This is a genomic window from Bradyrhizobium sp. SPXBL-04 (assembly GCF_051853035.1).
Taxonomy (GTDB): domain Bacteria; phylum Pseudomonadota; class Alphaproteobacteria; order Rhizobiales; family Xanthobacteraceae; genus Bradyrhizobium; species Bradyrhizobium zhanjiangense.
The window spans coordinates 4,623,965-4,643,320 of record NZ_CP182472.1 but is presented as its reverse complement, the minus strand read 5'-3'; the positions used below and the strand labels follow the sequence as shown (position 1 = coordinate 4,643,320).

Here is a 19,356-nt window from a genome sequence, read left to right as displayed (position 1 = left end):
ATGCGGGCCCCGAACGACATTGGGCCGCCTGCAGGCTATCCCGCGCAAGTGCTCGCCGTGTCCTGGCATGCGCTGGCGCAACTCGTGCGCACGCCTTCGCATTCGCGCCGCGCCGAGGCCGCCCGAAAGCTGGCGCGGCATTCGCTCTGGATCAGTGCAGCGGGCGCAGCCCTGGTCATCGTGCTGATGGTCGCGTTCGATCTGACCGAGATCCAGCTGATGCCGGCGCGGGGCACGCCAGGCCTGTGGCCAATCCGCATCCTCACCGATTTCGGCAAGGACGAGTATGTGCTGTCGGTGCTGGGTGCTGCGCTTGTGGCTGTGGCGTTCGTTGCGGCAGGGCTGCACGGGACTCGCCGTGCGCTGCTGCTTGGCCTCGGCACGCGGCTGCAATTCATGTTTCTGTCGGTTGCCGTGTCAGCGTTGGTCGCCGAGATCCTGAAATATCTCATCGGACGCGGACGTCCGTTCGTCGGCGGACAGGCCAATCCGTTCAACTTCATCCCATTCGAGGGAACGGGGGCTTACGCCAGCCTGCCGTCGGGCCACGCAGTGGCAGCGTTCGCCTTGGCGTTTGCTGTATCAGCATTGTGGCCGCGCCTGCGCGTGTTCATGTTCACTTACGCAATCGTGATCCTTTTGACGCGTTTGGTGCTGCTCGCGCACCACCCGAGCGACGTCGTGGCCGGCGCCATGGTCGGCACGGTCGGCGCCTTGGCCGTCCGCTATTGGTTCGCGGCTCGAAGGCTGGGCTTTGCCATCCGCGCGGACGGCACGATCGTGCCGCTTCCCGGGGCGGTATCGAGCCGTCTCAAAAGGGTTGCCCACGGTGCATCCGCCCCATAAAAGCGGCTGCCTGCCGGGGCGCCGGTTCCTTGGAGGCAGGCCAATTCCAACCACGAGCCTTGATTTGTCGACGTCCCAGCCATCGGTTTCCATCGTCGTTCCCGTGCGCAACGAAGCCGACAACATCGCGCCCTTGATCGAGGAGATCACGGCGGCGCTCGATGGCCGCTGGGCCTACGAGATCATCTACGTCAACGACGGCTCGACGGATGCGACCGGCGAGCGGCTTGCCGGCATCATGAAGCAGCGGGACAATCTGCGTCAGCTCCGCCATGCGAGATCGGGCGGCCAATCGGCAGCCGTGCGCAGCGGTGTGCGTGCGGCGCGCGGGGTGATCGTTGCCACGCTCGACGGCGACGGCCAGAACAATCCTGCATTCCTGCCGGACCTGATCGCGGCGGTCGAGAAGGGAGCAGGGCGCGTCGGGCTCGCCGCCGGCCAGCGCATCGGGCGCAAGGACACCGGCTTCAAGAAGTTACAGTCGCGCGTGGCGAACGGCGTTCGCAACGCGATCCTGAAGGATGGCACGCGCGACACCGGCTGCGGCCTGAAGGCGTTCCGGCGCGACGTGTTCCTGATGCTGCCCTATTTCGACGGGCTGCATCGCTTCCTGCCGGCGCTGGTCCGCCGCGAAGGCTACGACATTGCCTATGTCGACGTGATCGACCGGCCGCGCCGTTCCGGCGTGTCGAATTACGGCTTTTTCGACCGGCTGTGGATTGGCATCATGGATCTCGCCGGCGTGTGGTGGCTGATCCGCCGCAAGAAGACGACGCCAGATGTGACCGAGGTGAACGCATGATCATCCAATACGGTCAGGCGCTGAGCAACTATCTCTACGACGTCTTCGTCGCCAAGTTCGATTTCTGGCTCGCGTTCGGCCTCGTCGCACAATTGTTCTTCACCGCGCGCTTCCTGGTGCAGTGGATCGCGAGCGAACGCGCCGGCAACAGCGTGGTGCCGATGGCGTTCTGGTTCTGCTCCATGGGCGGCGGGCTGATGACGCTGATCTACGGCGTGGTGAAGCGCGAGCCGGTCATCATCCTCGGACAGGCGCTCGCGACCATCATCTATATCCGCAACATCATGCTGATCGTGAAGAACCGCGGCAGCGCCTCTAAGACGCTGGACCGCTGACCTGGGAGCGCTAGCGCGGCAACGCCGACGCCGCGCCTGACGCGGGCAGGGCGGCTTGATCGGCCTCGTGCCGGCGATAGGGTTCGCCGGCCGCGTCCAGCACGGGGTAGGCGACCGAGCAGATATGCGAGTGGATGCGGCGCAGATCACGTAGCACGTCCAGATGCAGCGACGTGGTCTCGATGGTCTCGGGGCGGCCCTCGCGCAGCCGATCCAGATGGCGCTCAACGGCGGCAAGCTCGGTATTGCGCAGCGCCGTCTTCTCCACCAGCAGCTTGCGCGCCTCATTGGCGTCACCCGACATGAAGACGCCGAAGGCGATCCGCAGCGAATCCATCGTGCGCTTGTGGAAAGCGGCGAGTTCCTCGGCCCCCTCGGCCGAGAACTGGAAGCGCCGCTTGATCTTCTTGGTGGCGAGCTCGCTCAGGCTCTTGTCGATGATATCGCCGATATGCTCGAGGTTGATGGCGAAGGAGATGATCTCCATCGCGCGCCGCCCTTCGCTCTCGTCGAGGCTGCCCCGCATGAGTTTCGTCACGTAGAGCTTGATGGCCTCGTCGAGACCGTCAACGAGATTGTCCGTTTTCGAGACCTGATCGACCAGCGCGCGGTCGCCCGTCATCATCGCGGCCATCACCTTGCGCAGCATGACCTCGACGAGGTCGCCCATGCGCAAGGTCTCGCGGGCGGCGTCGGCGAGCGCCAGTGACGGCGTCTCCAGCGCGGTCTCGTCGAGATAGCGCGGGCGGGCCGGATCGGCCTCCTTGACGCGATCGGGCAGCAGCCGGGTCAACAGGCGCGACATGATATCGAGCAGGCCGATGAAGAGGACGGCGGTGCCGACGTTGAAGGCGATGTGGAAGGCGGCTGTCATCCGGGCGAGATCGGGCTGCCAGGCGTGCATGTGCTCGGCGATCACGCCCAGGCAGGGCAGGACCAGGGCAATCCCGATCACGCGGTTGACGAGATTGCCGACCGGCAGGCGGTAGCTCGCGGGATCGTCGCGCCTGGCGCCCTCGAACACGGGATTGATGGCGCTGCCGAGATTGGCTCCGAGCACCAGTGCGAGGGCCGCATAAGGCGTCACGAACTGCGAATAGGCCAGCGACATGATCAGCAGGACGCTGGCGACGCTCGAATGCACCGCCCAGGTGATGAGAGCCGCGATGACGATGCACAGAATGGGATCGCCTGTTATGGCCGACATCACGACGCTGACGCCGGGCGCGTTCTCCGCCGGCGCCAGCGTGTCGAGCAGAATGTGCAGCGAGAGCAGCATCAGGCCGAGGCCAATGCAGACGCGGCCGATGTCCTTGATCCGCGATCGCGGGCCTGAGCGGAAGGCGACGAGGCCGAGCACGAACAGCACCGGCGCAACGGCTGCGATGTTGAACGACAGCACCTGCACGATCAGCGTCGTGCCGACATTGGCCCCGAGCATGATGGCGAGCGCGGCGGCTAGGCTGACGAGACCCTCGGCGGCGAACGAGCTCGTGATCAGGGCGGTCGCAGTGCTGCTTTGGAGCAGGGCGGTGAGCCCGAGGCCGGCGGCGAAGGCGCTGACGCGGTTGCTCAGCGCCTTGCTGAGCAGGCGCCGCAGGTCGGGACCGAAGGCGCGCAAGATCCCGCTGTGGACCATGTGCAGGCCCCACAACAACAGCGCAACGCCGCCCATGAGATCAAGCAGAACCAACGTTCCCATGCTCCGTGTCCGGATTGGAGTCGATTGGTGAGGCTAGCGCCAAACGTCGGCGGATCAAATCATTTGTTGGCGCGTCGCCGTTAACGTTTACGGCGCGTGCACGTTCCCGCGGCGCGCGCTTGCGCGTCCGCCGGCGCGATGCCGCGTCCTCGCGCACGATGCCCTGTGAGCAGGCTCACATTGCCGCCTTGAGAGCAGCGAAGCCGCGGTCGAGATCGGCCTTGAGGTCGTCGACGCTCTCGAGCCCGATGTGCAGGCGCAGCGTCGGGCCACCGGGCGCCCACTTGGTCGCGGTGCGATAGGCGTCGCAATCGAAGGGAATCACGAGGCTCTCGAAGCCGCCCCAGGAGAAGCCCATGCCGAATAGCTTGAGCGTGTCGAGCATGGTGTCGACCGCCTTCTGCGGCGCCGGCTTCAGCACGATGCTGAACAGGCCGGACGCGCCCGTGAAGTCACGCTTCCAGATCGCATGGCCGGGATCGGTTTCGAGTGCCGGATGCAATACGCGCGCAACCTCGGGTCTGGCGGCGAGCCAGCGCGCCATGTCGAGCCCCGAACGATGATGCTGCGCCAGCCGCACCGACAGCGTGCGCAGACCGCGCAGCGCCAGGAAGACGTCGTCGGGGCCGGCACAGACGCCGAGCAGGCGGATGCCTTCGGCGACCATCGGCCAAGCCTTGGCGTTGGCCGAGATGGTGCCGAACATGATGTCGGAATGGCCACCGATATATTTGGTGGCCGCCTGCATGCTGATGTCGACGCCCTGTTCGAGCGAGCGGTGATAGAGCGGCGTCGCCCAGGTGTTGTCGTCGATGACGAGCGCGCCGCGACCATGGGCAACCTCGGCGATGGCGCGGATGTCGGGCATCTCGAACGATTGCGAGCCTGGCGCCTCCACCAGGACGGCACGGGTGTTGGGCTTGAACAGCTTGTCGATGCCGGCGCCGATCAGCGGATCGAAATAGGTGGTCTCGATGCCGTAGCGGGTGAGCATGCCGTTGCAGAAATTGCGCGAGGGCCGATAGACGTTGTCGCAGACCAGGAGATGGTCGCCGGCCTTCAGCACCGAGAGCAGGGTGGTCGAGATCGCCGACAGTCCCGACGGCACGATGCCGATGCCGGCGCATTGCGGCCCCTCCAGCGCCATCAGCGTCTCCTGGAAGGCCTTCGTGGTGGGGGAACCGTGGCGGCCATACGTGAACTCGCCGCGATGGGCGTGCAGGTCCTCGGCGGTCGGATAGAGCACGGTCGAGCCGTGAAATACCGGCGGATTGACGAACCCCTTCTGCGCCTTGGTGTCGCGGCCGGAGGTGACCAGCCGGGTCTCGGCCTGCTGCTGGGAGGGGTGCGAGGAATCCATGCGTCTGCTTTCAAAACCGCGTTTCCAGCGGGCGCGACGCGCCCGCGGGCTGACCGAAAGGCCGCCGTCGTTAATAACAGAACACAGAAGAGTCCCGTCAACCCCTTGACCCGGCACGCCAGTCGTTCTGTGATGCGCAGGTGCTATTCAGTCGCCGCATGTTGAGGGGCCTGCCGCGACCTTCGATCCATCGCCTGACCGGACTTTGCGCTACAGCCATAATGGCGGGCGCCTTTCGGCGGGGATGAAGGTATGGCCTCCCGGGATCGGCGGGTGTTCGGCTAGGTTGGCCAGCATGAGTCTTGCAAGGCTAGCCTTGGTACGATTAGCCCTGGCAGAGATGACCCCAAAGACAACGTTCCCGACACTTGAGACGATTTTGAAAGGCCCGAAGCCCATGAAACGCGTAACCCTGGCTCTCACTCTGGCTCTCGCCGCCGGCCTCACCGCGCAGGCCGCCGATGCGCAAACGCTCAAGACCGTCAAGGACCGGGGCATGCTGTCCTGCGGCGTCAGCCAGGGCCTGCCGGGCTTCTCATCGCCCGACGACAAGGGCAACTGGACCGGGCTCGACGTCGACGTCTGCCGCGCCATCGCCGGGGCCATCTTCAACGATCCGACCAAGGTCAAATACGTGCCGCTGTCCGCCAAGGACCGCTTCACGGCGCTGCAATCCGGCGAGATCGACGTGCTCTCGCGCAACACCACCTGGACCATCTCGCGCGACACCTCGCTGGGCGCCAACTTCACCGGCGTGACCTATTATGACGGGCAGGGCTTCATGGTGAAGAAGTCCCTCAAGGTGAACTCCGCGCTCGAGCTCAATAGCGCATCGGTCTGCGTGCAGACCGGCACCACCACCGAGCAAAATCTCGCCGACTACTTCAAGGCCAACAACATGAAGTACGAGGTTATCGCGTTCGGCACCAACGACGAAACGGTCAAGGCCTATGAAGCCGGCCGCTGCGACGTCTTCACCACCGACCAGTCGGGCCTGTACGCCAACCGCCTCAAGCTCGCCAATCCCAACGACCATATGGTGCTCCCCGAAATCATCTCGAAGGAGCCGCTCGGGCCGATGGTGCGCCACGGCGACGACCAGTGGTTCGACATCGTCAAATGGACGCTGTTTGCGATGATCACGGCTGAAGAGCTCGGCGTGACCTCGAAGAACGTCGACGAGAAGGCGAAGCTGGAAAGCCCGGAGTTGAAGCGCGTGCTCGGCAGCGACGGTAATTTCGGCGAACAGCTCGGCCTGACCAAGGACTGGGTGGTACGGATCGTGAAGGCGGTCGGCAACTACGGCGAGGTGTTCGACCGCAACGTCGGCTCAGGCTCGCCGCTGGCCATCAATCGCGGGCTCAACAATCTCTGGAACAAGGGCGGTCTCCAGTACGCGCCGCCGATCCGCTGATCACCCTGATCGCAGCTCGCGGCGATGAGCACCGAGGCCCGTAAACCGCCGCCCCAGATCGCGCTGAAGATCAGGCGTGTGCTGGGCGGCAAGGCAGGCTGGAACGGCATTGCCGTCCAGTTTGCCTTCGCGGCGATCCTGGGCTGGATCGGCTATGAGATCGTCTCCAACGCCCGCGCCAACCTCGAAAACCAGCACATCGCCGCCGGCTTCGGCTTCCTCCGCAACAATGCCGGCTTCGACGTCAATCAGACCCTGATTCCCTACACCGGCTCGGACACGTTCCTGCGCGTGTTCGTAGTCGGGCTCCTGAACACGCTCGTGGTCTCGGTGGTCGGCATCGTCTTCGCCACCGTGATCGGCTTCATCGTCGCGCTGTGCCGGCTGTCGCCGAACTGGCTCTTGTCGCGCGTCGGCGAGATCTATGTCGAGATCATCCGCAACCTGCCGCTGCTATTCCAGATCCTGTTCTGGTACCTCGCGGTGCTGGCGGCGTTGCCCAATCCGCGGCAGAGCATTTCGCTGCTCGGCATTGCCTTCCTCAGCAATCGCGGCCTCGTGGTTCCCAGCCCGATCGGCCAGAGCGGTCTCGAGCCGTTCCTGGCGATGCTGGCGCTCGGCATCGTCGCGGCGCTGGCCTTGCGCATCTATGCGCGGCGCGCGCTGTTTCAGGAAGGGCGGATGATCCGGATCTGGCCCTATGTGCTGGGTCTGCTGTTCGGGCTGCCGCTCGCCACCATCTTGGTGTTCGGTTTACCTTTCACCGTCGAGTTGCCGCAGCTCAAAGGGTTCAATTTCGCCGGCGGCTCGCGCATCATCCCAGAGTTCGTGGCGCTGACCTTGGCGCTATCGACCTATACCGCCGCCTTCATCGCCGAGATCGTGCGCGCCGGCATCCTGTCCGTCCACAGGGGGCAGATGGAGGCGGGGTCCTCGCTGGGCCTGAGCCGCGGCACCACGCTCCGGCTGATCGTCGTGCCGCAGGCCATGCGCGTCATCGTGCCGCCGCTGACCAACCAATACCTCAACCTCACGAAAAATTCCTCGCTCGCGGTCGCGATCGGCTATCCTGACCTGGTGTCGGTATTCGCCGGCACCTCGCTGAGCCAGACCGGCCAGGCGATCGAGATCATCGCCATGACGATGGGCGTCTACCTCCTGATCTCCCTCGTCACCAGCGCGATCATGAGCGTCTACGGTTGGCGCGTCAGCCGGAGCCTCGGCGCATGAGCGATATTGCGACGTCCGCCTTCGTTCGTCGGGACCTGGTCGCCGAGCGTCCCGCGCCGGTCAAGACCACGGGCTTCATCGGCGTGCTGCGAACCCGCCTGTTCAACTCGCCGACCAACATCCTGCTCACGATCGTGGGCGCCCTGCTGCTCTGGTTCACCATCGTTCCCTCCGTCAAATTCCTGATGGTCGATGCGGTCTGGACCGGCAACGATCGCACGGCTTGCCTTGCCGAGAACGCTGGTTTTGCGGTCGGCGCCTGCTGGCCCTACATCCAGGCCAAGCTGCCGCAACTGATCTATGGCTTCTATCCCGAGGCCGAGCGCTGGCGGGTCAATCTCACGTTCGTCTTGGCGGTGGTCCTGCTGGCGCCGCTGCTCATTCCCAGGCTGCCCGCGAAGGGGCTGAATGCCAGCCTGTTCTTCATCGCCCTTCCGGTGGTGGCATTCTTCCTGTTGCACGGCGGCGGCATCAAGGGATTTGGCCTGAGCTGGACGGCCGGCCTGCTGCAACTGTTCGACGAGAGCCTCATCGGCGCCGGGCAGGCGCTGCTCAATCTCAGCAAGACGTCCGCCATCGCACCGCTGCTGTGGGCCGTCGGAAGCCTCATCGTGCTGGTCGGCACGGCGATCTCCTGGCTGATCTTTCCGCTCACCTGGCTGCGCGATCAGATCCAGGAGACGGGGCAGCCGGTCTGGGCCGATTTCGCCATCACGGCCGCGATTGTCTGCCTGATCGCCTTCGTTCTTGGCGGCGGCGTTCGCACCGGCGGGCGGGCTCTGGCATCCAGCATCGCCGCCTTCATTGGCATCGCGATCGTCATCAAGCTGATGGGCCTCGACCGTGGGGGCTTGCCGGTTGTGGCAACGAATTTGTGGGGTGGCCTTCTGGTGACGCTGGTGGTCTCCGTCACCGGCATCGTCACCTCGTTGCCGATCGGTGTCGCGCTGGCGCTCGGCCGCCGTTCCACCATTCCACTGATCCGGATCTTCTCGATCGCCTTCATCGAATTCTGGCGCGGCGTGCCGCTGATCACCGTGCTGTTCTTCGCAACCTATATGCTGCCTTTGTTCCTGCCCGGCAATTTCACCGTCGACGGGCTCGTGCGCGCCTTGATCGGGATTGCGCTGTTCACGGGCGCTTATCAGGCCGAGAACGTCCGCGGCGGCTTAGCCGCGATTCCGCGCGGGCAGGGCGAGGCGGCCGCGGCCCTGGGGCTCTCCTGGTGGAAGACGACCTCGCTGATCGTGTTGCCGCAGGCGCTGCGCCACGTCATTCCGAACCTCGTCAACAGCTTCATCTCGCTGTTCAAGGACACCTCGTTGGTCTCGATCGTGGCGCTGTTCGATCTCCTCGGCTCGCTCCGCGCCTCGTTCTCGGATCCGAAATGGTCGACGCCGTCGACCGCGTTCACCGGCTTTGCCTTTGCCGGCGTGATCTATTTCATCTTCTGCTTTGGAATGTCGCGCTACTCGCTGTTCGTCGAGCACCGCCTCAACGCTCACCGCCGCAACTGATGGAGCTCACCATGTCCGACCCCATCGTCAAGATTTCCGGCCTCAACAAATGGTACGGCGACTTTCACGTCCTGCGCGACATCGACCTCGAGGTCCACAAGGGCGAGCGCATCGTGATCTGCGGGCCCTCGGGCTCGGGCAAGTCGACGCTGATCCGCTGCATCAACGCGCTCGAGGAATTCCAGGAGGGCGAGATCGTCGTCGACGGCATCGAGCTCGGGCCGAACCTCAAGCATATCGATGCGGTGCGACGCGAAGTCGGCATGGTGTTTCAGAGCTTCAATCTGTTCCCGCATCTCACGGTCCTCGATAATTGCACGCTGGCGCCGATCTGGGTGCGCAACATCCCCAAGAAGGATGCCGAGGAGGCCGCCATGAAATTCCTGGAGCGGGTCAAGATCCCGCACCAGGCCAACAAGTTTCCCGGCCAGATGTCCGGCGGCCAGCAGCAGCGCGTCGCGATCGCCCGTGCGCTGACCATGAACCCGAAGGTGATGCTGTTCGACGAGCCAACCTCGGCGCTCGACCCCGAAATGGTCAAGGAGGTGCTCGACACCATGGTCGATCTCGCCGAGGAGGGCATGACCATGCTGGTCGTCACCCACGAGATGGGCTTTGCCCGCGAGGTCGCCAACCGCGTCGTGTTCATGGACGCCGGCCAGATCATCGAGGCCAACACGCCGAAAGAATTCTTCGCCGCCCCGCAGCACGCCCGCACCAAGCTTTTCCTGAGCCAGATCCTGCGCTGAGCCCCGGGAAATCCCGGGGGCGTCTCCGGTCCTGCTGATCGGCCGGCCCTGGCCGCGAATCAGTTAGACTCTTTCCGGGCAATCCTCCGGAGAGACACCTTGCAGGGCAGCGGCGGCGCGCGCGCATTCCAGAACGCGCGATTGCAGAAGAAATTGATGAAGCAGGCGGATGCCATCCTCTCCGCCGCGGCCGCCGCGTATGGCCAGGGCAGATTTGCCGAGACCGAGGCGCTCTGCCGTGAGATCCTGAAAGCGATTCCGGATCATGTCGACGCCATGCACTTGTTCGGTATGTGCGCGCATGACGGCCGGCGCCTGGAGGAGGCGCAACAACTGCTTGAGCGCGTGATCGAGCTCGATCCGCGCCTGCACGATGCCCATAACAATCTCGCCACCGTGCATTTCGACCTCGGCAATTACGAAGAGGCGCGGCGGTGTCAGGAGAGGGCCATCGCGCTGAAGCCGAATTTCGCGGTGGCGCTGACCAACCTCGGCAATACGCTGATGCATTTGGGGCAGTACGGACAGGCGCTCGAGCTGCACGAACGCGCCATCAAGTTGAAGCCGGATTATGCCGATGCGTTCTGCAATCGCGGCATGGTCGAGATCTTGCTTGGACAGGTCACTCGCGCCAAGGAAAGTTTCGATCGCGCCCTGCTGTTTCAGCCGCGTCACGCCGAGGCCATCGTCGGCAGCGGCATGGTCAGCATGGAGCTGCGGCACCACGAGGAGGCGGCAGCCAAGTTTGCCATGGCGCTCGCGATCAAGCCCGGCGCGCCAAGGATCCTGGCCCAACGCGGGCGCCTCAGTTACGACCTGCAGCGCCTGGAGCCCGCGCTTGCGGATTTCGAGGCGGCGCTTGCGATTTCGCCCAAGCTCGAACTGGCGCTCCGGGGCAAGGCGCAGGCCTGCCTCGTCATGGGAAAGACCGCGCAGGCGATGGCGGCCGCGACGACCTTGATCGAGCGAAATCCGCGCTCCGAGATGGGGTTGGCGCTGATGGGCTTCGCTTATTCGAACCAGGGGGACATGGACTCCGCGATCGAATATCTCGATCGTGCGCTTGCGATCCGACCGGACTATGGGGATGCGATCAGGGGCAAGATCTTCTTGCAGGACTACCGCGCCGAAGCCGATTTCGTGGTCCAGCAGGCGGTCCGACGAGACTGGTGGGACTTGATCGGCTCCAAGATGCCGCGAAGGGAGCTGCCGAAGCGCCCGCTTGATCCGGAAAAGCGGATCGTTGTCGGCTATGTCGCTGCCGAATTCCGGCAGCACTCGGCGGGCCTCACTTTGCTGCCGGTGCTGCGCCATCATGATCACGCCCGATTTGAAATCATCTGCTACTACTCTTGGCCGGGAGAGGACGAGTACACCGCCAAGTTCAAGCAAATGGCGGACGTCTGGGTCGACGCCTGGCAGCTATCGGACGACGAACTCGCCGATCGCATTCAGGCCGACAATGTCGACATCCTCATCGACGTTTCGGGCCACACGACCGGTAACAGGCTGCAGGTCTTCGCGCGGAAGCCGGCCCCGATCCAGGCCACCGGCTTCGGACACGCGACGGGCACGGGCATGCAGACCATGGACTATGTGCTCGCGGATCCCATTTTCATTCCGCCATCGGTTCGGCATTTGTTTGCCGAAAAGATCCACGATCTGCCGTGCCTGATCACGATGGAGCCCGTCTCGGATCTGGCGCCTTCCGAGCTGCCGATGCTCCGCAACGGCTACGTCACCTTCGGCGTGTTCAACCGCATCTACAAGATATCGGACGATGCGATCCGTGTGTGGTCGCGCTTGATGCGAGAGCTGCCGGGATCGAAGATCATCCTCAAGCATGGTTTGCTCGATGACCAATTGCTGCGCGATAGCCTGGTCGCGCGCTTCGTGGCGCAGGGCGTTGCCGAGGAGAACATCACCTGCCTGGGCACCACCTCGCGCAACGACCACCTGGCGGCTTTTGCCAAGGTCGATATTTCCCTCGATACGTTCCCGCAAAATGGCGGCATCAGCACCTGGGAATCGCTCTACAAGGGTGTTCCGGTGGTGGCCAAGCTCGGCAACGGGGCGTCGTCGCGTGCCGGTGCTTCCATCGTAGCGGCCGTCGGTCTCGGCGACTGGGTCGCCGAGGACGACGATGGCTATATCGAGATCGCGCGCAAATTTGCGACGCAGCCCGATCATCTCGCGAAGTTGCGCGCGCAGTTGCCGGCTCAGATTGCAGCCTCGCCCGCCGGCAATGTCGAGATCTACACGCGTGAGCTTGAGGCGGGCTACCGCCAGTTCTGGCGCGACTATTGTGCCGCTACCTCGGAAGGCGGTGACGTGACGTAGGCAGGTCGGCTGCGCCCCGGGGCGTTACTGGTCCAGCTGACGGGGCGGCGCCGGATGCGAATCAGTTAGACTCTCTCCGGGCCATCCTCCGGAGAGATACCTTGCAGAGCAGCGGCGCCGGCGCGCGCGCGTTCCAGAACGCGCGATTGCAGAAGAAATTGAAGAAGCAGGCGGACGCCATCATCTCTGCCGCGGCGAGCGCCCATGGCCAGGGACGATATGCGGAGACCGAGGCGCTGTGCCGTCAGGTCCTGCAAGCCATTCCCGATCATTTCGACGCCACGCACCTGCTCGGCCTGTGCGCGCATCAAGGCGGCCGCCTGGGGGAGGCGCAACAGCTGCTCGCGCGCGCGATCGCGCTCGAGCCGCGTTCGCATGAGGCCTATAACAATCTCGCGACCGTACACTCCAGTCTCGGGCAATTTGAGGCCGCCCGCGCATGTCAGGAGAGGGCGATCGCGCTGAAGCCGAATTTTCCGCAGGCCCTGACCAGCCTCGGTAATACCTTGCTCCACATGAACCTGCCCGAACAGGCGATCGAAGCGTACGACCGCGCCATTCGCCTGAAGCCGGACCATGCCGATGCGCTTTGCAATCGTGGCTTGGCGGAGCTGACGCTACGCCAGTTCGACCGCGCCAAGCAAAGTTTCGAGCGCGCATTGGTGTTTCAGTCGCGTCACGTGGAAGCGCTCGTCGGCAAAGGCGTGGTCAGTATCGAGCTCAAGCACTACGATGAGGCGGAAGCCGCGCTCGGCGCGGCGCTGACGATCCGGCCCAATTCGGCGAAGGCTCTGGCACACCGCGGACGGCTCCATCTCGAGCTGTCGCGGTCGGAGCGGGCGGCAGCGGATTTTGATGCAGCACTGGCGCTTTCGCCCAGGCTCGAGGTGGCCTTGCAGGGAAAGGCGCAGGTCGCGCTTGCCATGGGCAACACGGCGCAGGCGATTGCGGCCGTCAAGACCTTGCTCGAGGAAAATCCGCGCTCCGCGATCGCGATGACGCTGCTCAGCGCCTGTTTTGCAAACCAGGGCGAGATCGCATCCGCAATCGAGCATCTCGACGCCGCGCTGGCAATCGCGCCGGACCATGCGGACCTGATTGCGCGGAAGATCCACTTTCTGGACTTTCTTTCCGACGCCGATTTCGCGGTCCAGCAGGCCGCGCGAAAATATTGGTGGGAGGCGATCGGCGGCAGATTGCCGCAAAGGCAGCTCTCACCACGGCAGGCCGATCCTGACAGGCGGATCGTGATCGGTTATGTCGCTGCCGAGTTCTGGTACCATTCGGCGGCGTTCGGCCTGCTGCCGGTGCTGCGCCATCATGATCACGCCAAATTCGAAATCGTCTGCTATTCGTGCTCGCCGTTGCGAGACGAGATGACCGCCGAATTCAAGTCGTTGGCGGATATCTGGGTGGACGCCTGGCAGCTTTCGGATGACGAGCTGGCCGATCGTATCCAGGCGGACAATGTCGATATCCTGATCGACGTGTCCGGGCATTCGACCGGCAACAGGCTGCCCGTATTCGCCCGCAAGCCGGCTCCCATCCAGGTCACGGGCTTCGGCCACGCGACCGGTACGGGCCTTCAGACCATGGACTACGTGCTCGCCGATCCGCTCTTCATTCCGCAATCGGCGCGCCATCTGCTCGCCGAAAAGGTTCACGATCTGCCGTGCCTGATCACGACCGATCCCATCCTGGATGTGCCGCCTTCGGAGCTTCCCATGCTCCGCAACGGCTATGTCACCTTCGGTGTGTTCAACCGCATCTACAAGATCTCGGACCAGGCAATCCGCGTATGGGCGAAAGTGATGCGCGAGGCGACCGGATCGAAGATCATCATCAAGCATACTTTGCTCGATGATTCCTTGCTGCGCGACAATCTGATCGCGCGGTTCGTGGCGCAGGGTATCGCCGAAGAGAACGTGATCTGCATGGGCTCGACCCCACGCCACGAGCACCTGTTGGCCTTCGCGCAGGTCGACATCTCCCTCGATACGTTCCCGCAAAATGGCGGCGTCAGCACCTGGGAATCCCTCTATGCGGGCGTTCCGGTCGTCGCAAAGCTCGGCAATGGCGCCTCGTCGCGCGCCGGTGGCGCCATCGTGGCTGCCGTTGGGCTCAACGACTGGGTCGCCGAGGACGACGAGGGCTACGCCGCAATCGCGTGCAAATATGCGGCACAGCCTGCGCATCTGGCGAAGTTGCGTGCGGAGTTGCCAGCTCGGATCGCAGCCTCGCCGGCCGGCAATGTCGAGATCTATACGCGCAGGGTCGAGGCGGGATATCGCCAGTTCTGGCACGACTATTGTGCCTCGGCCTCGGAACGCGGCGAGGTCGTGTAAACAGCCGGCCGCGCGGGCCCTCTGGGCACGCGCTTTCGGGACGTTAGGAATCCTACCGCTGTCAGACGAACGGCGGCTTGATGTTGCTGCGCTTCTCCAGCCACTCGGGCACCGGAAGGTTTTTGGCGCGCATGAAGTCCGCGTTGAACAGCTTCGACTGATAGCGGCTGCCGGAATCGCAGAGCACGGTGACGATCGTCTTGCCGGGCCCGAGCTGCTTCGCAAGGCGTATCGCGCCGACGATATTGATGCCGGTGGAGCCGCCGAGGCACAGGCCTTCGTGCTGGAGCAGCTCGTAGATCGCGCTGACGGCTTCGGCGTCGGGAATGAGATAGGCGTCATCGACCTTGGCCGTCTCGACGATCGCGGTCGCGCGGTTGAGGCCGATGCCCTCGGTGATCGAGCCGCCGGGCGTGGCCTTGGGATCGCCGGTCCTGAAATATTCGTACATGCCGGCGCCGTGCGGATCGGCGCAGGCGATGCGGATGTTCTTGTTCTTCTCTTTAAGATAGCGGCTGACGCCGGCGAGCGTGCCGCCGCTGCCGACCGAGCAGACGAAGCCGTCGACCTTGCCGCCGGTCTGCTCCCAGATCTCGGGTCCGGTGGATTCGTAATGCGCCTTGGCGTTGTCGAGATTGTTCCACTGGTCGGCGAAGAGCACGCCATTGGGCTCGGTCTTGCGCAGCTCGTCGGCGAGGCGCCGGCCGACATGCTGGTAGCTGTTGGGGTTGGCATAGGGCAGGGCCGGCACCTCGATCAGCTCGGCGCCGCACAGCTTCAAGAAATCCTTCTTCTCCTGGCTCTGCGTCTCCGGGATCACGATCAGGGTGCGGTAGCCGCGCGCGCTCGCAACGACCGCAAGCCCGATGCCGGTATTGCCGGCCGTCGCCTCCACCACGAGCCCGCCGGGCTTTAGTTCGCCGCGCTTCTCGGCCTCCAGGATCATCCATTTTCCGGCGCGGTCCTTCACCGACTGGCCGGGATTCATGAACTCGGCCTTGCCCAGGATGGTGCAGCCGGTCAATTCCGAGGCGCGCTTGAGCTTGATGAGCGGGGTGTTGCCGATGGCTTCGACAACGTCATTCTTGATGGTCATATCGGGGGAAATCACTGGCAAAGGGGTTGATCAGCTTGGCCAGAACCTAGTGCTTGCAAGACAAAAGGGGAAGGCTTTTGCGCTGCGGCGAAACCGGTCGAAGCCCCCGCCGCAGCAGGGATATTTTTGAGAGCACAGACCCGGCGATGATGTGCCGGACCGCGAGGCGGGATATCGGTAGGAGAATATGGGCGATCTTTGTCGGAGCACGGAAGATAACGATCGTCGTGGGCAGTCCTCGCGGCAATCTTCGCCTTCGGCGGGACGGCTCGATGCCGACATGGGTGGAAGGCGCCTGGAAGCTTGAAAGCATATCTGCGTGAGCGAGGCGCATTTGCTTTCGGCAATTGACGATCTCGTGAGAGTCGCCCGACCTCGAGACGGAGCTGAAATCGCGCGGGTGCTGTTGAGCAGTCCGATAAGGATCGAGCCGCGCCGGTGTTGCGGCAATATCACATGAAATCTTAGTAAGCTTGAGCGCGTGACAGGACGGCGCTGAAATGCAAGAAGCCACTGCGAGACAAGGACATCTCGCATTTGCGCGGTCCTGACGTCGGTCCGTTCCGACGCGCCTCTCGCACCTGCGGGACTGTCCCGCAGTTCCGCGCCCAGCTAATATGGGTCTCAGGTTCCGCAGAAAGCATCACAGCTGTGAACGAGTTGTCCAACGCCCCCCGACTGCGCCGCCGCGAATCGGTTAATCCGGCTTCGCGGTGGCGGCTCGACCTGCCCGGCGGGGGGTGGATGTGACACAGGTTGTTCCTGCGATCGCCATGCGGCGGTCTCCAGGGTCTGCGTCCAGGACGCGGCACGCGGCGCGCTGGCTTGCGGCGCTGTGCCTCGCGGCCAGTTCGGGCGCTTGCGTGCTGACGCAGGATCTTCCCGATCCCGCGCTCGATGTTCCCACGCAGTACAAATACGCCGGCAAAGGGGATGCGCCGCCGTCGCTGAATTGGTGGCGCGGCTTCCGCTCCACTGAGCTGACGCAGCTGATGGAGGAGGCGCAGACCGTCAACCTCGACATCGCCGCTGCGGTGGCGCGAATCGTCCAGGCCGACGCCCAGGCGCGGCAGGCGGGCGCGGCGCTGCTGCCGAGCCTGTCCACGGCTGGATCGGAAACCTACTCGCGCACCTCAGGCTCGAGCGCCTCGGGCCTGTCCATCGGCGGGCGCGAAGTCGTCAACTATTCGGCCTCGCTGAGCGCGAGCTACCAGCTCGACTTCTGGGGCCAGAACCGCGACGCGCTGCAAACGGCTGAGGAGACGGCGAACGCCAACCGCTTCGATCGCGACACGGTCGCGCTGACGACGCTTGCAGCCGTCGCCAATGCCTATTTCCAGGTGCTGGCCTCGCAGGACCGCATCAGGACCTCACAGCGCAACATCGCGAGCGCGCAACGCATCCTCGATGCGGTCAAGGAGCGACGTAAGGCCGGCACCGGAAGCGATCTTGACGTCGCCCAGCAGGAGAGCCTGGTCGCGAACCAGAAGGCCTTGGTGCCGCCACTGCGCCAGACGCTCGACCAGAACATCAACGCGCTGGCTGTGTTGGTATCGCGCCCGCCGGAGAGCGTGCGCGTGCTCGGCGGCTCGCTGGACCGGATCGCGATCCCGCGCGTCACGCCCGGCCTGCCGTCCGAGATCCTGACGCAGCGGCCGGACATCCGCCGGCAGGAGGCGCAGCTCGCCTCGGCCACCGCAAACATCGGGAATGCCCGCGCTCAATTCTTTCCGACGATCCAGCTGACCGGCAATGGCGGCTATCAGAGCTCGGCGCTGGTCTCGCTGTTCCAGCCGCATGCCGCCTTCTTCCAGCTCGTCGGCAGTGCCACGCAGCCGATCTTCGACGGCGGCAGGATCCTCGGCAATTTCGAACTTGCCAAGGCGCGTCAGGACGAACTGCTGCAGACCTACCGCAAGACCATCGTCCAGGCCTTTGCCGATGTCGACAACGCGCTGTTCTCGATCAAGCAGACCACGATCAAGCTGCAATTGCAGCGCGATGTCGTCGCCGCCTCGCGCCGCGCCTTCGATCTCTCCGAGCAGCAATTGCGCGCCGGCACTGCCGACATCGTGACCGTCCTCAACACCCAACTGACCCTGTTCCAGGCGGAAGACGCGCTGTCGCAGGCCCAACTCGCGCGGCTTCTCGCCATCGTCAGCCTGTACCAGGCGCTCGGCGGCGGTTGGGAGCCGAGGATGGAGAAACCGGTCAATGCTCTTTAAGCCGGAGACAAAGCAAGGCGCGAAGGAGGGGGCGGCGAAAAAATCGCGCGGCCGCGGCCTGGTCATGACCCTGATCACGCTCGCGATCCTCGGCGGCCTTGGTTATCTCGGCTGGACCGTCACGCATCAGCAGCAGGCGAACAACCGCAACCAGCGGCCCGATCTGCCGGTGCCCGTGCTGGCGGCGAGCCCGCGCGTCCAGGACGTGCCGGTTTATCTCGACGGCGTCGGTGCGATCCGCGCGCTCAATACCGTGACCGTGCGCTCGCAGGTGGACGGCAAGCTGATCGCGGTCAATTTCACCGAAGGTCAGGACGTCAAGAAGGGCGACGTGCTCGGCGAGATCGATCCGGCGATTTATCAGGCGCAGTACGATCAGGCGGTGGCCAAGAAGGCGCAGGATCAGGCCCAACTCGCCAACCAGCGCATTGACCTTACGCGTTACGAGCAGCTCGCCGCCACCAATGCCGGCTCGAAGCAGCAGGCTGACACCCAGCGGGCCCTGGTAGCGCAGACCGAGGCGCTGGTGAAGGCGGATCAGGCCGCGATCGACAATGCCGCGGCGACGCTGAGTTACACCAAGATCGTGGCGCCGCTCTCGGGCCGCGTCGGCCTGCGACAGGTCGACCAGGGCAACATCATCCACGCCTCCGACACCACGGGCCTTGTCGTCATCACGCAGTTGCAGCCGATCGCGGTGTGGTTCAGCCTGCCACAGCAGCAGATCATGCGCGTCAACGCCGCGGCGGCGAAGGGTGCGCTCGCCGTCGACGTGTTCGGCAATGACGGCATCACGGTGATCGATACCGGCAAGCTCACCGGCATCGACAACCAGGTCGACCAGACCACCGGCACGCTCAGGCTCAAGGCGGAATTCCCCAACGCCAACTACCAGCTCTGGCCGGGCCAGTTCGTCAATGTCCGCCTCAAGGTCGAGACCTTGACGCAGGCGCTGGTGGTGCCGACCTCTGCGGTGCAGCGTGGTCCGATCGGGACCTTCAGCTATGTCATCGGCGAGGACAACATCGTCTCGGCCAAGCCCGTGACGGTCACGCAGCAGAACGAGCATGACGCCGTCATCGCCAGCGGCCTGTCGCCGAACGACAAGGTCGTCACCACGGGCTTTGCCAATTTGTCCGACGGCTCCAAGGTGACCGTCGGCCGCGACGACCAGACCCCCTCGGCCGATCTTGCCCCGCGCAAGCGCTCGCGTGGGCCGGACGCTCAGAAGAAGGATGGTGCCAAGGACGGCCAGAAGGACGGACAGGGCAAGGACGGCGAGTTCCGCGCCAAGCGCAAGAGCAGCGAAGGTGACCAGAAGGGACAGACCGGACCGGCACCGGGGCCGGGGGCATCGGGAGGTGGAGCCAAGCAGCCATGATCCCGACAACAGCC

14 protein-coding genes are annotated in these 19,356 nt (G+C 64.4%); 11 read left to right on the top strand and 3 right to left on the bottom strand.

Annotated elements, in window-relative coordinates; genetic code table 11:
• From ACNJX8_RS21930 to ACNJX8_RS21920, 3 genes are all read left to right on the top strand, one after another.
• Window positions 1-846, top strand: coding sequence for a phosphatase PAP2 family protein (locus tag ACNJX8_RS21930; RefSeq protein WP_439356728.1), 846 nt, complete (start codon window positions 1-3; stop codon window positions 844-846).
• Window positions 847-910: 64 nt separating this feature from the next.
• A complete protein-coding gene (locus tag ACNJX8_RS21925; protein ID WP_438108461.1) occupies window positions 911-1,648 on the top strand; it encodes a glycosyltransferase family 2 protein in 738 nt (245 codons plus the stop codon).
• The gene (locus ACNJX8_RS21920) at window positions 1,645-1,983 is read left to right on the top strand and encodes a lipid-A-disaccharide synthase N-terminal domain-containing protein (protein WP_439356727.1); all 339 of its coding nucleotides are present in this window, start codon (window positions 1,645-1,647) and stop codon (window positions 1,981-1,983) included. The genes ACNJX8_RS21925 and ACNJX8_RS21920 overlap by 4 nt, the downstream gene beginning before the upstream one ends.
• Window positions 1,984-1,993: 10 nt before the next feature.
• Here ACNJX8_RS21920 and ACNJX8_RS21915 read toward each other — a convergent pair whose 3' ends face one another.
• Window positions 1,994-3,685, bottom strand: a complete 1,692-nt coding sequence (locus tag ACNJX8_RS21915; RefSeq protein ID WP_439356726.1) for a Na/Pi cotransporter family protein — start codon at window positions 3,683-3,685, stop codon at window positions 1,994-1,996.
• Between the two features lie 175 nt (window positions 3,686-3,860).
• Window positions 3,861-5,045 carry a cystathionine beta-lyase gene (gene metC / locus ACNJX8_RS21910; RefSeq protein ID WP_439356725.1) on the bottom strand — a complete coding sequence of 395 codons (1,185 nt, stop codon included), beginning with the start codon at window positions 5,043-5,045 and terminating at the stop codon, window positions 3,861-3,863.
• Window positions 5,046-5,442: 397 nt separating this feature from the next.
• Here metC and ACNJX8_RS21905 point away from each other — a divergent pair, with 397 nt between their 5' ends.
• The 6 genes from ACNJX8_RS21905 (at window position 5,443) to ACNJX8_RS21880 (ending at window position 14,640) form a co-directional block, all read left to right on the top strand.
• Complete coding sequence (locus ACNJX8_RS21905; protein ID WP_091894838.1) at window positions 5,443-6,459, top strand: amino acid ABC transporter substrate-binding protein; 1,017 nt, start codon at window positions 5,443-5,445, stop codon at window positions 6,457-6,459.
• Between the two features lie 24 nt (window positions 6,460-6,483).
• Entirely contained in the window at window positions 6,484-7,689 is a 1,206-nt protein-coding gene (locus ACNJX8_RS21900; RefSeq protein ID WP_439356724.1) for an amino acid ABC transporter permease, read from the top strand.
• Window positions 7,686-9,206: an amino acid ABC transporter permease gene (locus tag ACNJX8_RS21895; protein ID WP_439356723.1), complete on the top strand. Its 1,521-nt coding sequence runs from the start codon at window positions 7,686-7,688 to the stop codon at window positions 9,204-9,206. The genes ACNJX8_RS21900 and ACNJX8_RS21895 overlap by 4 nt, the downstream gene beginning before the upstream one ends.
• 11 nt (window positions 9,207-9,217) lie before the next feature.
• Window positions 9,218-9,955, top strand: a complete 738-nt coding sequence (locus ACNJX8_RS21890) for an amino acid ABC transporter ATP-binding protein (RefSeq protein WP_091894905.1) — start codon at window positions 9,218-9,220, stop codon at window positions 9,953-9,955.
• A gap of 99 nt (window positions 9,956-10,054) precedes the next feature.
• Window positions 10,055-12,295, top strand: coding sequence for an O-linked N-acetylglucosamine transferase family protein (locus ACNJX8_RS21885; protein WP_439356722.1), 2,241 nt, complete (start codon window positions 10,055-10,057; stop codon window positions 12,293-12,295).
• 101 nt (window positions 12,296-12,396) lie between these two features.
• Complete coding sequence (locus ACNJX8_RS21880; RefSeq protein ID WP_439356721.1) at window positions 12,397-14,640, top strand: O-linked N-acetylglucosamine transferase family protein; 2,244 nt, start codon at window positions 12,397-12,399, stop codon at window positions 14,638-14,640.
• Between the two features lie 61 nt (window positions 14,641-14,701).
• Here ACNJX8_RS21880 and ACNJX8_RS21875 read toward each other — a convergent pair whose 3' ends face one another.
• On the bottom strand, window positions 14,702-15,736 hold the full coding sequence (locus ACNJX8_RS21875) for a cysteine synthase A (protein WP_130214075.1): 1,035 nt from the start codon (window positions 15,734-15,736) through the stop codon (window positions 14,702-14,704).
• A 740-nt stretch (window positions 15,737-16,476) separates the two neighbouring features.
• On the opposite strand from ACNJX8_RS21875, the gene ACNJX8_RS21870 reads away from it, so the two are divergent.
• Window positions 16,477-17,961: an efflux transporter outer membrane subunit gene (locus ACNJX8_RS21870; protein ID WP_439356720.1), complete on the top strand. Its 1,485-nt coding sequence runs from the start codon at window positions 16,477-16,479 to the stop codon at window positions 17,959-17,961.
• The gene (locus ACNJX8_RS21865) at window positions 17,951-19,342 is read left to right on the top strand and encodes an efflux RND transporter periplasmic adaptor subunit (protein WP_439356719.1); all 1,392 of its coding nucleotides are present in this window, start codon (window positions 17,951-17,953) and stop codon (window positions 19,340-19,342) included. The genes ACNJX8_RS21870 and ACNJX8_RS21865 overlap by 11 nt, the downstream gene beginning before the upstream one ends.
• Window positions 19,343-19,356 lie beyond the last annotated feature (14 nt).

Bases quoted from the DNA above. Each gene is read 5' to 3' on its own strand.
- ACNJX8_RS21930 (WP_439356728.1), top strand. From the start codon at position 1: ATGCGGGCCCCGAACGACATTGGGCCGCCTGCAGGCTATCCCGCGCAA.
- ACNJX8_RS21920 (WP_439356727.1), top strand. From the start codon at position 1,645: ATGATCATCCAATACGGTCAGGCGCTGAGCAACTATCTCTACGACGTC.
- ACNJX8_RS21915 (WP_439356726.1), bottom strand. From the start codon at position 3,685: ATGGGAACGTTGGTTCTGCTTGATCTCATGGGCGGCGTTGCGCTGTTG.
- metC (WP_439356725.1), bottom strand. From the start codon at position 5,045: ATGGATTCCTCGCACCCCTCCCAGCAGCAGGCCGAGACCCGGCTGGTC.
- ACNJX8_RS21905 (WP_091894838.1), top strand. From the start codon at position 5,443: ATGAAACGCGTAACCCTGGCTCTCACTCTGGCTCTCGCCGCCGGCCTC.
- ACNJX8_RS21900 (WP_439356724.1), top strand. From the start codon at position 6,484: ATGAGCACCGAGGCCCGTAAACCGCCGCCCCAGATCGCGCTGAAGATC.
- ACNJX8_RS21895 (WP_439356723.1), top strand. From the start codon at position 7,686: ATGAGCGATATTGCGACGTCCGCCTTCGTTCGTCGGGACCTGGTCGCC.
- ACNJX8_RS21890 (WP_091894905.1), top strand. From the start codon at position 9,218: ATGTCCGACCCCATCGTCAAGATTTCCGGCCTCAACAAATGGTACGGC.
- ACNJX8_RS21875 (WP_130214075.1), bottom strand. From the start codon at position 15,736: ATGACCATCAAGAATGACGTTGTCGAAGCCATCGGCAACACCCCGCTC.
- ACNJX8_RS21865 (WP_439356719.1), top strand. From the start codon at position 17,951: ATGCTCTTTAAGCCGGAGACAAAGCAAGGCGCGAAGGAGGGGGCGGCG.